Source organism: Bradyrhizobium sp. S3.12.5 (assembly GCF_040548225.1).
Taxonomy (GTDB): domain Bacteria; phylum Pseudomonadota; class Alphaproteobacteria; order Rhizobiales; family Xanthobacteraceae; genus Bradyrhizobium; species Bradyrhizobium cytisi.
Genome location: NZ_JBEPRF010000007.1, coordinates 187,624 through 198,869, shown reverse-complemented (window position 1 = coordinate 198,869; position 11,246 = coordinate 187,624). Strand labels below are relative to the sequence as shown.

The 11,246-nt window shown below is 63.9% G+C and carries 11 protein-coding genes; 10 read left to right on the top strand and 1 reads right to left on the bottom strand.

What is annotated here, in order from left to right:
• Window positions 1-136: 136 nt before the first annotated feature.
• Window positions 137-1,756 carry a B12-binding domain-containing radical SAM protein gene (locus ABIC09_RS12415; protein WP_354109427.1) on the bottom strand — a complete coding sequence of 540 codons (1,620 nt, stop codon included), beginning with the start codon at window positions 1,754-1,756 and terminating at the stop codon, window positions 137-139.
• Window positions 1,757-2,070: 314 nt separating this feature from the next.
• Here ABIC09_RS12415 and ABIC09_RS12410 point away from each other — a divergent pair, with 314 nt between their 5' ends.
• From ABIC09_RS12410 to ABIC09_RS12365, 10 genes are all read left to right on the top strand, one after another.
• On the top strand, window positions 2,071-2,520 hold the full coding sequence (locus ABIC09_RS12410; RefSeq protein WP_354086316.1) for a (2Fe-2S)-binding protein: 450 nt from the start codon (window positions 2,071-2,073) through the stop codon (window positions 2,518-2,520).
• An 11-nt stretch (window positions 2,521-2,531) separates the two neighbouring features.
• Window positions 2,532-4,718, top strand: a complete 2,187-nt coding sequence (locus ABIC09_RS12405) for a xanthine dehydrogenase family protein molybdopterin-binding subunit (protein WP_354109426.1) — start codon at window positions 2,532-2,534, stop codon at window positions 4,716-4,718.
• 44 nt (window positions 4,719-4,762) lie between these two features.
• Window positions 4,763-6,064: an FCSD flavin-binding domain-containing protein gene (locus ABIC09_RS12400; protein ID WP_354109501.1), complete on the top strand. Its 1,302-nt coding sequence runs from the start codon at window positions 4,763-4,765 to the stop codon at window positions 6,062-6,064.
• Window positions 6,057-6,506 carry a sulfur oxidation c-type cytochrome SoxX gene (gene soxX, locus ABIC09_RS12395; RefSeq protein ID WP_148752410.1) on the top strand — a complete coding sequence of 150 codons (450 nt, stop codon included), beginning with the start codon at window positions 6,057-6,059 and terminating at the stop codon, window positions 6,504-6,506. The genes ABIC09_RS12400 and soxX overlap by 8 nt, the downstream gene beginning before the upstream one ends.
• An 8-nt stretch (window positions 6,507-6,514) precedes the next feature.
• Window positions 6,515-6,973 (top strand): SoxY-related AACIE arm protein, encoded by a 459-nt coding sequence (locus ABIC09_RS12390; RefSeq protein ID WP_354109425.1) that lies wholly within the window; start codon window positions 6,515-6,517, stop codon window positions 6,971-6,973.
• Entirely contained in the window at window positions 6,973-7,290 is a 318-nt protein-coding gene (gene soxZ / locus ABIC09_RS12385) for a thiosulfate oxidation carrier complex protein SoxZ (protein WP_354109424.1), read from the top strand. Before ABIC09_RS12390 ends, soxZ begins: the two co-directional genes overlap by 1 nt.
• On the top strand, window positions 7,287-8,066 hold the full coding sequence (gene soxA, locus ABIC09_RS12380; protein ID WP_354109423.1) for a sulfur oxidation c-type cytochrome SoxA: 780 nt from the start codon (window positions 7,287-7,289) through the stop codon (window positions 8,064-8,066). The genes soxZ and soxA overlap by 4 nt, the downstream gene beginning before the upstream one ends.
• Before the next feature lie 75 nt (window positions 8,067-8,141).
• Window positions 8,142-9,467 carry an ABC transporter substrate-binding protein gene (locus tag ABIC09_RS12375; RefSeq protein WP_354086313.1) on the top strand — a complete coding sequence of 442 codons (1,326 nt, stop codon included), beginning with the start codon at window positions 8,142-8,144 and terminating at the stop codon, window positions 9,465-9,467.
• Complete coding sequence (locus ABIC09_RS12370; RefSeq protein ID WP_354109422.1) at window positions 9,464-10,402, top strand: carbohydrate ABC transporter permease; 939 nt, start codon at window positions 9,464-9,466, stop codon at window positions 10,400-10,402. Before ABIC09_RS12375 ends, ABIC09_RS12370 begins: the two co-directional genes overlap by 4 nt.
• Window positions 10,399-11,238: a carbohydrate ABC transporter permease gene (locus ABIC09_RS12365; RefSeq protein WP_502917665.1), complete on the top strand. Its 840-nt coding sequence runs from the start codon at window positions 10,399-10,401 to the stop codon at window positions 11,236-11,238. Before ABIC09_RS12370 ends, ABIC09_RS12365 begins: the two co-directional genes overlap by 4 nt.
• The last annotated feature ends 8 nt before the right edge of the window (window positions 11,239-11,246 follow it).

Here is an 11,246-nt window from a genome sequence, read left to right as displayed (position 1 = left end):
GGCTGACAGGCTCGGAAATTAGCGGGCGTCGCCGCAATCGATGGCGGCCCGGTGTTAACCTGAGGACGATCGCCTCCAGGTTGTCTCGCTGTCAAGCGAGAGGCTCACAATCGCAGCCCTGAATTTGGGAGGGATGTCAGGCCAGATTTCGCGCCACGGTGGCGCCATCAGCAACGACCGGAACCGGCATTTGCTCATCCAGCGCGGCGAGGCGCGCGTCGATGGCATCGATGACCTTGCGCGAGAACGGTCCGAGATGCGCATAGGCCGCGATCATCTGCACCGCGATCCGCGCCGACGAGGTGTCGCGCTTGGCGCAATTCATGAAGGTCTGCCACAGCGGCCCGCGTGCCTCGGGAAGGGCGGTGACTACCTTGTGCACCGTCTCCATCGCCCCGATCCTGGCGCGAATGTCTCCCACGGCAAGCTCGGAGCGCTGCCTTGAACGGTCGAGCAGCGTCATCAGGCGATCAATACGGCCTGCATAGGCGGCCGGGCTGTAGATGTGCTCCAGCACCTTCTTGTAGTCCATCAGGATGTCGCGCAACGGCCGCACCGGATCGAAGTTGATCCCGGCCGTGCACTGATCGGCGCCGATGGTCGGCGCCACGTCGTGGCCCGGATGCAGCCGGCCTTCGCGCTCGAGCCGGCGTGTGAGCTGCGTGTTCGGCAAGGCATAGAGCAGGCCGACCATGCTGACGGGAATCGCAGCCTCCTCGATGAACTCGATCATGGCCTCCGCCATCGAGACCTTCTCGTTGTCGAAGCCGACGATGAATCCCGCAGTGACGAGCATGCCGGCCGCGTAGATCTTGTGGATGCTCTCGGCGATGTTGCGCCGCGTGTTCTGCTTCTTGCGCATCGCAACCAGGGTGGCGGGATCCGGACTCTCGATGCCGACGAAGATGCCGAAGAAATTGGCCGCCCCCATCAGATCGAGCAGCTCCTGATCGTCGGCCAGGTTGACCGAGGCTTCCGTGGAGAGTTCGAACGGGTAGCCATGGGCGCGCTGCCATTCGGCCAGTTGGGGCAAGAACAGCCGCAGCGACTTCTTGTTGCCGATGAAATTGTCATCGACGAAGTCGAGATGTCCCCGGTAGCCCATCCGGTAGAGCGTCTCGAGCTCGGCCAGGATCTGCTCGTTCGTCTTGGTCCGCGGCACGCGGCCGTAGAGCTCGATGATGTCGCAGAACTCGCAGGTGAACGGACAGCCGCGCGAATACTGCACACCGAGATAGAGATAGTCCTCGAACTTAAGCAGGTCGAACCGCGGCACCGGCGTCTTGGTGACGTCGGCCTGGAATTTCGGCGCGGTGAAAGTGCCGGAACGCGCCCCACCCTCCCAGGCCGCGATGAACTCATCGATGACGCTTTCGGCCTCGCCGAGCACCCGGATGTCGGCCCTCTCATAGATGTGGGGGCTCGAGGTGGGATCGGGGCCGCCGACCACCACCGGCTTGCCCGCCGCGCGGCAGAGCTCGATCAAACGCAGCGTGTCGGCCTGCTGCGGCAGCATTCCACCGGTGAAGACGACGTCGGCCCAGGCGAGATCCTCGTCGCCGAAGGGCGCCGTATTGCAATCGATCAGCCGGACCGTCCAGCTTTCGGGCAACATTGCCGCGACGGTGATCAGGCCCAGAGGGGCGGCTGGGCGCTTGACGCCCAGCACCTTGCAGGATTCGCCAAAGCTCCAGAAGGACTCTGCCGAGAACAGCGGATAGAGCATCAGCACGTTGCAGGGACTCGGCACGTTCATGGAACTCCTTTTGCTTCGCACCAGTGTATCAGAGCGTTGGCGTCTTGCACCCGAACAAGAGCGTCAAACTGTCGCTTTCGCATCGCGGCCCGACGTCGCCTTAGGCCGTATTCCTGGCGTCCAGGGAGATGGCTTGAATTGGGCGCCACGATGGCTTTTTCAGCGAGCGCATAACACCGGCCACTCTATAATCTTCCCGCGACCGCGGAAATCTTGATGGCTTACCCCTCAGAGTGTTGATTTGAACAGTTCCAGCTTGCCGGACACATTGGCCCCTGAGTCCATCGGTGGATGGGCCAATCAGGGGACTTGCGATGGCAAACCTAACAATCAACGGAAAAACCCTCACGCTTGACGTCGAGCCGGACACCCCGCTGCTCTGGGCGATCCGCGAAAATGCCGGGTTGACCGGCACCAAATATGGCTGCGGCATTGCACAATGCGGCGCCTGCACCGTGCACATGGACGGTGTCGCCATCCGCTCTTGCGGGATCTCGGTCGCCGAGGCCGAGGGCAAGGCAATCACCACGATCGAGGGGCTCGCCTCGGGCAGCACGCTGCACAAGGTGCAGCAGGCCTGGATCGCCAAGGACGTTCCGCAGTGCGGCTATTGCCAGAGCGGCATGATCATGGCTGTGGCAGCGCTCCTGAACGAGAAGCCGAAGCCGACCGACGCCGACATCGACGAGGCCATCACCAATATCTGCCGCTGCGGCACCTTCCAGCAGGTGCGCGAAGCGATCCACACGATCGCAAGCGCCTGAGGAGCCGGCACATGAACAAGCATGTTTCTCCCAAGATGAACCGCCGCTCCTTCGTCATCGGCACCGCCGCTGTCGGCACGGGCCTCGCCATCGGTCTTGATATCCCGTTCGGCGGTCCCGCCGTGGTCCGCGCAGCCGACGGCTCGCCCGAGGTCAACGCCTGGGTCGTGGTCAGGCCCGACGACACCGTGGTGATCCGCATCGCCCGCTCCGAGATGGGCCAGGGTTCGCTCACCGGCCTCGCCCAGCTGGTCGCCGAGGAGCTCGAATGCGACTGGTCGAAGGTCACGACCGAATATCCGACACCCGGCCAGAGCGTCGCCCGCAAGCGCGTCTGGGGCGATTTCTCGACCGGCGGCAGCCGCGGCATCCGGAGCTCGCAGGACTATGTCCGCAAGGGCGGCGCCACCGCGCGTGTGATGCTGATCCAGGCCGCCGCCGACGAGTGGAAGGTGCCGGCCGCCGAATGCACCGTCGCCAAGGGCGTCATCTCGCACAAGGCATCGGGCAAGACGACGACCTACGGCAAGGTCGCCGAAGCCGCGGCGAAGCTGACGCCGCCGGCCGACGTCAAGCTGAAGGATCCCAAGGACTGGACCATCGTAGGCAAGGGCCTGCTACGGCTCGACACCGCAGACAAGACCACCGGCACGATGGTCTACGGCATCGACATCAAGCTGCCGGGCATGCTGAACGCCGCGATCAAGGATTGCCCCGTGTTCGGTGGCAAGGTGAAGAGCTTCGACGAAGCCAAGGTCGACGGCATGAAAGGCGTCAAGAAGGTCGTCAAGGTCGGCGATTCCGCGGTCGCGGTCGTTGCCGACACCTGGTGGCACGCCAAGACCGCGCTGGAAGCGCTACCGATCGTCTGGGACGAGGGCGACAACGCAAAGGTCTCGAGCGAGACGATTGCGAAGTGGCTGGCCGAGGGCCTCGACGACGCGCAGCCGGCCTATGTCGGCAACAAGAACGGTGACGTGAAGGCGGCCATTGCCGGCGCCGCGACGAAGGTCGAGGCCGTCTACAACTATCCCTATCAGAACCACGCCACGATGGAGCCGATGAACGCCACCGCGCTCTACACCGCGGACAAATGCGATGTCTGGTGCGGCACGCAGAATGGCGAGGCGGCCTTCGCCGCAGTGCTGGAGGCCTCGGGCCTGCCGGCGGAGAAGTGCGACGTGCACAAGGTGATGCTCGGCGGCGGCTTCGGCCGGCGCGGCATGACGGACTATGTCCGCCAAGCCGTCGCGATCGCCAAGCAGATGCCGGGCACGCCGATCAAGCTGTTATGGTCGCGCGAAGAGGACATGACGCACGGAAGGTATCATCCGATCACCCAGTGCAAGATGACCGGCGCGTTCGATGCCGACAACAATCTGGTCGCGCTGCACTACCGCCTGTCCGGGCAGTCGATCCTGTTCTCGTTGCGCCCCGAAGCGTTGCAGAACGGCATGGATCCGGCCGCCTTCCAGGGCGTCGCCCAATCCGGCGAGGCCGCGTTCGGCTATTCGGTGCCGAACCTGCTGATCGAGCATGCGATGCGCAACCCGCATGTTCCGCCCGGCTTCTGGCGCGGCGTGAACGTCAATCACAACGCGATCTACATGGAATGCTTCATGGACGAGCTGGCCCATGCCGCAGGCCAGGACCCGCTCGAATTCCGCCGCAAGCTGATGGGCAAGAATCCCAAGCATCTGGCGGTGCTCAATGCCGTGGCCGAGAAGATCGGCTGGACAACGCCGGCACCGCAGGGCGTCTATCGCGGCATCGCGCAGGTGATGGGCTATGGCAGCTATGTCGCCGGCGCCGCCGAAATCTCGGTGACGGACGGCAGCAAGATCAAGGTGCTTCGCATCGTCGCCTCCACCGATCCCGGCTACGTCGTCAATCCGGCGCAGGTGGAGCGGCAGATCGCGGGCTCCTTCGTTTATGGCCTCTCGGCGCTGTTCTACGGCGGCTGCACCGTCAAGGACGGCCGCATCGAGCAAACCAACTTCGACACCTTCAACTCGATGCGGATCAACGAGATGCCGAAGGTGGAATCGGTGATGGTGCCGAGCGGCGGATTCTGGGGCGGTGTCGGCGAGCCGACCATCGGTGTTGCGGCGCCTGCGGTGCTCAACGCCTACTTCGCGGCGACCGGCAAGCGTATCCGCTCGGTGCCGCTGCGCGACCAGAACATCAGTTTCGCGTAAGAGAAGCCGCGGCGGCCGTTATGGCCGCCGCGGCACTTGCCGGGATGATCCACATGACCACGCGACCGATGACACGGCGCACTGCCGTGCTCGGCATCACCGCCGCAACCGCGACATTGGCGCGGCCATCGGTCTTGCGCGCGCAATCGACAGGCCGCGTCGTCGTGGTCGGGGGCGGCTTCGGTGGAGCAGCCTGCGCCCGCGCGCTCAAGCGCGCGCGAGGAGACTTGCAAGGAGACTTGCAAGTCATCCTGATCGAACCCAATGCGGTCTTCACCTCCTGCCCCTTCAGCAACGAGGTCATCGCGGGCCTGCGCGACATCGAAGCGCAGCAGTTTGACTACGCCAGGCTAGCTGCCGAAGGCGTCACCGTGATCGGTCAGGCCGTGACCACCATCGAGCCACAGCTGCGCAGCGTCCTGACGGCCGATGGCGTCGCGCTGCCCTATGACCGCCTCGTGCTATCGCCGGGCATCGACTTTCACTTCGATGCCCTGCCCGGCTATGACGCGGCCGCAGCCGCATCTGAAAAGATGCCGCACGCCTGGAAGGCCGGCGCGCAGACGCTGCTGCTGCGCAGGCAGCTGGAGGCGATGGACGACGGTGGCACGGTCGCCATCGCGATCCCCGCCAATCCCTCGCGCTGCCCGCCCGCGCCCTACGAGCGCGCCAGCTTGATCGCGCATTATTTGAAGACGCGGAAGCCGCGCTCGAAAGTGCTGATCCTCGATGCCAAGGACGATTTCCCGCAGCAGCGGCTGTTCGAGAAGGCATGGAAGGAGCTTTACGGCGAGATGATCGAGCGCATCGGCCTGTCGCAAGGCGGCCGCGTCACCTCGGTCGATCCCGCGACCAAAACCATCGTCACGGAGTTCGGCAACTACACGCCTGACGTCGCCAACGTCATCCCGCCGCAGCGCGCCGGGCACATTGCCGAGATCGCGGGCGCAACTGACGCCACCGGCTGGTGCCCGATCGATCCTGTGACCTTCGAGTCAAAGCTCGTCAAAAACGTCCATGTCATCGGCGACGCCTGCCTCGGCGGCGGCGTTCCCAAATCGGCATCGGCCGCAAACGCACAAGGCAAGGCCTGCGCTGCAGCCATCGTCAACCTGCTCGCCGGCCGTACGCCGGAGGCGCCACGGCTGACCGGCGTCTGCTACAACACCGTCGCACCCGGCTACGGCTTCTCGCTCGCCGGCAACTACCAGCCGAGGGGCGACATCTTCGCCGAGGTCGAAGGCGGCGCGACGAGTCCGGTCGATGCGCCGCGTGAACTGCGCGCCCGCGAGGCGGCCGAGGCGGAACGCTGGTTTCAAACCATCACGGCGGATACTTTTGGCTAGATCGACGGTCCACATCGTTGCTCTGATCGCCAGCCTCGCGCTCGTCTCCAACACGAGCGCCGAGGGACTCGCGCCCTACAAGATTGTCGGCGACGGCATCGCGGAATCGCTCACTGGCTCGCCTGGCGATCCCGCGCGCGGGCGCGCGCTGGTGCTGGCACGCACGACGACCTGTATCCTCTGCCATTCCGGCCCGTTCCCGGAAACGCGGTTTCAGGGCGACCTCGCGCCTGATCTCACCGGCGCGGGGAACCGCTGGACTGTGAGCCAGTTGCGGCTTCGGATGGTGGACGCCTCGCGCTTCAACCCGGACACCATCATGCCGTCCTATTACCGCAACGACGGCCTCGTCCGCGTCGGACGCAATTTCACCGGCAAACCGATACTGTCGGCCGCGGAGATCGAGGACATCGTGGCTTATCTTGCAACACTTCGGAACTAGGACTGGTCATGCCAACGACGCGACGACAATTTCTAACCCTGGCTGGCAGTGTCACGGTCATTCCAATCGTTACACCACGGTCGGTCGAAGCAACGCCCGCGATGCTCAACACGGCCATCCGCAACATCGTCGGCGAGGCGCCAATTCGCACCGGCAAGGTCAAGCTCGACATTCCGCCTCTGGTCGAGAACGGCAACACGGTGCCGATGACGGTCAGCGTCGCGAGCCCGATGACGGCGGACGACTACGTCAAGAGCATCCACGTCTTCAACGAGAAGAACCCGCAGCCGAACATAGGTCATTTCTATCTGAGCCCTTCTTCCGGCCGCGCCCAGATCTCGACGCGGATCCGGCTCGCCGACACCCAGAAGGTGGTCGCGATCGCCCGCCTCTCCGACGGCAGCTTCTGGCAGGTCACAGCGGATATTGTCGTGACGCTGGCCGCCTGCACCGAGGAGGTGAACTGATGGCCGCCCTCATCAACGTCCCCGCAAAGGCCAAGCGCGGCGACATCATCGAGATTCGCACGCTGACCTCGCACATCATGGAAACCGGCTTTCGCCACACCGTGGACGGTGCGCTGGTGCCGCGCGACATCATCACGAGCTTCACCTGCCGCTACAACGGCACCGAGATCTTCCGCGCCGATCTGTTTCCGGCCATCGCCGCCAATCCCTATTTGTCCTTCTTCACGGTCGCCAGGGAGAGCGGCAAGTTCGAGTTCGAATGGATCGGCGACAACGGCTATTCGTCCACCACATCGGCATCGATCACGGTCGAATGAATTTATGGCGCGCGATACTGCTGGCGGCGCTTGCCGCCACGGCTCCTGCCCTGCTTGCCGGCGAGATCCCGCCCGATGCGAGCCGCTCCGGCTATTTCTTCATGGGCCCCGATACCCGCGCCATGCAGGATGACGACAGCTCTAATCCGGGCATGCTGTTCGTGCTCGACGGCGAGGCGCTGTGGACAAAGAAGGCGGGCAGCGCGGACAAGGCGTGCGCAGACTGCCACGGCGATGCGCGCAGCAGCATGAGGGGCGTCGCGGCGCGCTATCCCGCCTTCGACAAGGCGCTCGCGCGCCCCGTCACGCTCGACCAGCGCATCAACCTCTGCCGCGCCAATCATCAGCAGGCAGCACCGCTACCCTACGAGAGCCGCGACATCCTGGCGCTGTCTGCCTTCGTTGCCCACCAATCGCGCGGCGTCGCAATCACGGCAGGCGACGATCCACAATTCAAACCTTTCGTCGAACAAGGCCGCAATCTCTTCATGCAGCGCGAAGGTCAGCTCAACCTGGCCTGCACCAATTGCCACGACGACAACTTTGAGAAGCGCCTCGCGGGCTCGCCGATCACGCAGGCGCAGCCGACCGGCTATCCGCTCTATCGGCTGGAATGGCAGACGCTGGGATCGCTCGAGCGGCGCCTGCGCAGCTGCATGACTGGTGTCCGCGCCCAGGCCTATGACTACGGCGCGCCCGAGCTGGTCGCGCTTGAGCTCTATCTGATGTCGCGGGCCCGCGGAATGCCGATAGAAACGCCAGCGGTGCGACCGTAACGCCCAAATTAGGGCTAGGCAGGCGTGGAACGGTCGCTAGTATCCCCCCAAATTGAGTCACAGGGAGGAACTAAAGTGGCTGACCACAAAATCTCGCGCCGTACGCTTTTGACTGGCACTGCCGCAGCTGGCGCGCTCAGCCTGACGGGATTGCCGGCGCGCGCCGAGGTGAACTGGAAGAAATATGCCGGGACCAAGCTGGAGGTGATCCTCGCCAAGGGACCGCGCGGCGATAACTTACAAAAATACGTCAAGGAATTCACCGAGCTCACCGGTATCCAGGTCGAGGCCGAGCAGATTCCCGAGCAGCAGCAGCGCCAGAAATGCGTCATCGAGCTCACCTCGGGCCGGCCGAGCTTCGACGTGGTCCATATCAGCTATCACGTGCAGAAGAGGCAGTTCGAGAAGGCTGGCTGGCTCGCCGACATGACGCCATTCATGAAGGATCCGACGCTGACCGCGCCCGACCTGGTCGAGAGCGATTTCTCGGCTGCCGGCCTGCAATACGCCAAGAACGACAAGGGCCAGATGCTGTCGCTGCCCTGGTCGGTCGACTATTTCATCCTCTACTACAACAAGGAGCTGTTCCAGAAGAAAGGTGTTGCCGTCCCCAAGACCCTCGATGAGATGGTTGCGGCCGCGGAGAAGCTCACCGACACCAAGGAAGGCACCTTCGGCTTCGTCGGGCGAGGCTTGCGTAATGCCAACATGACGTTGTGGACCAACTTCTTCCTCGACTACGGCGGCGAATTCCTCGATGCCAAGGGCAACATCCTGACGGACGGCCCCGAAGCCATCGAAGCGACCAAGCTCTACCAGACGCTGCTGACGAAAGTTGCCCCTCCTGGCGTGGCCGGCTTCAACTGGATGGAGTCGATGGCGTCGTTCACGCAAGGACGTTCGGCGATGTGGATCGACGGCGTCGGCTGGGCGCCGCCGCTGGAAGATCCGGCCGCCTCACGCGTGGTCGGCAAGGTCGGCTACACCGTGGTCCCGGCCGGACCGAAGGGGCAGTATTCGGCCACCTACGGCGACGGCGTCGGTATTGCCGCGGCGAGCAAGAACAAGGAAGCGGCCTATCTGCTCTGCCAATGGATCGTCTCGAAGCAGCAGGGCGCCCGGCTGCTCCAGGCCGGCGGTGGTGTCCCGTTCCGCAACTCGATCCTTGGCGATGCCGAGGTCCAGAAGGGCGTGAAGATGCCCAAGGAATGGCTGCAGTCGGTGATCGATTCCGGCAAGATCAGCAAACTTGGTCTTCCCGTCGTGATCCCGGTCGCCGAATTCCGCGACATCGTCGGCGCGGCGATCACCGCGACCCTGTCCGGCGCCGATCCCGCGACTGAGCTGAAGAAGGCCAACGATCAGTTCCGGCCGATCCTGGAGCGTAGCGAAAAGGCGTGAGTGCATTGACACAATCGACTCCGGGCGCGGCACAGTCTGCTGCCGCGCCGGAGAAGGAACTGCGGCCGCCGTCCTATTGGCCGTTCGTGGTGCCGGCGCTCGTCGTCGTGCTCGCCATCATCATCTTCCCGTGGGTCTTCACCATCTGGATGAGCCTGAACGAGTGGAAGGTCGGCTCGTCGACCACCTTCGTCGGATTCTCCAACTATCTGCGCCTGACCAGCGATCCTCGCTTCATCGAGGCGATCGGACATACGCTGGTCTACACCGTGCTGTCTGTGGTGTTGCCGCTCGTGTTCGGCACATTCGCGGCCGTGGTGTTTCACCAGAAATTCGCGGGACGCGGCTTCCTGCGCGGTGTCTTCATCATGCCGATGATGGCAACGCCCGTGGCGATCGCACTGGTCTGGACCATGATGTTCCACCCGCAGCTCGGCGTGCTGAACTATCTGCTGTCGCTGGTCGGCATCCCTCCGCAGCTCTGGGTGTTTCACCCGGCAACGGTGATCCCCTCGCTGGTGCTGGTCGAGACCTGGCAATGGACGCCGCTGGTGATGCTGATCGTGCTCGGCGGCCTCGCCGCGATCCCGACCGAGCCTTACGAGAGCGCGCAGATCGACGGCGCCAATCTCTGGCAGGTGTTCCGCTTCATCACCCTGCCGCTGATCATGCCGTTCCTGTTCATCGCCGGCATGATCCGCATGATCGACGCCGTGAAGAGCTTTGACATCATCTTCGCGATCACCCAGGGCGGACCGGGCTCGGCGTCGGAGACGATCAACATCTATCTCTACAGCGTCGCCTTCTCTTATTACGACCTCGGCTACGGCTCGGCGATCGCGGTCGTGTTCTTCCTGCTGATTGTCCTGCTTGCGGCGGTGATGCTCTACGCGCGCCAGCGCATGCTGTGGACCGAGATCGCGAGCGACGCATGACCCCAGGTCAGATCAACCCAAGGCAAATCATCGGCAAGATCAGCCTGTGGTTCGCGGTACTGGTCATCGTGTCGCCGGCAATCCTGTTCTTCCTCTGGATGGTGTCGCTCTCGCTCAAATTCGAGGTCGACAACGCCGCCTACCCGCCGGTCTTCATCCCCGAGCATTTCGCCTGGAAGAACTATGCCGACGTAGTCGCCTCCAATCGATTCGTGACCTATTTCTTCAACAGCCTGATCGTGACCGGGAGCGCGACGGCGCTCGCGCTGATCGTCGGCGTCCCCGCCGGTTACGGCATCGCGCGCATGGCCGCGCATAAATCCGCGATCGTGATCCTGATCGCCCGCATCACGCCCGGCCTGTCCTACCTCATCCCGCTGTTCCTGCTGTTCCAGTGGCTGGGACTGCTCGGCACGCTGGTGCCGCAGATCATCATTCATCTCGTGGTGACGGTACCGATCGTGATCTGGATCATGATCGGCTATTTCGAGACGACGCCGCTGGAGCTGGAGGAAGCCGCGCTGATCGACGGCGCCACGCGCTGGCAGGTGTTCCGCCACGTCGCGCTGCCGATTGCAAAGCCCGGCATCGCGGTCGCCTTCATCCTCGCGGTGATCTTCTCCTGGAACAATTTTGTGTTCGGCATCGTGCTGGCCGGACGCGAGACCCGCACCCTGCCCGTCGCCGTCTACAACATGATCTCGTTCGACCAGCTGAGCTGGGGACCGCTCGCCGCCGCTGCGCTGATCGTCACTCTCCCGGTGCTGCTGCTCACGGTATTCGCCCAGCGGCAGATCGTGGCCGGACTCACGGCGGGTGCGGTCAAGGGCGGGTGATCGCTGCT

Bases quoted from the DNA above. Each gene is read 5' to 3' on its own strand.
- ABIC09_RS12415 (WP_354109427.1), bottom strand. From the start codon at position 1,756: ATGAACGTGCCGAGTCCCTGCAACGTGCTGATGCTCTATCCGCTGTTC.
- ABIC09_RS12410 (WP_354086316.1), top strand. From the start codon at position 2,071: ATGGCAAACCTAACAATCAACGGAAAAACCCTCACGCTTGACGTCGAG.
- ABIC09_RS12405 (WP_354109426.1), top strand. From the start codon at position 2,532: ATGAACAAGCATGTTTCTCCCAAGATGAACCGCCGCTCCTTCGTCATC.
- ABIC09_RS12400 (WP_354109501.1), top strand. From the start codon at position 4,763: ATGATCCACATGACCACGCGACCGATGACACGGCGCACTGCCGTGCTC.
- ABIC09_RS12390 (WP_354109425.1), top strand. From the start codon at position 6,515: ATGCCAACGACGCGACGACAATTTCTAACCCTGGCTGGCAGTGTCACG.
- soxZ (WP_354109424.1), top strand. From the start codon at position 6,973: ATGGCCGCCCTCATCAACGTCCCCGCAAAGGCCAAGCGCGGCGACATC.
- soxA (WP_354109423.1), top strand. From the start codon at position 7,287: ATGAATTTATGGCGCGCGATACTGCTGGCGGCGCTTGCCGCCACGGCT.
- ABIC09_RS12365 (WP_502917665.1), top strand. From the start codon at position 10,399: ATGACCCCAGGTCAGATCAACCCAAGGCAAATCATCGGCAAGATCAGC.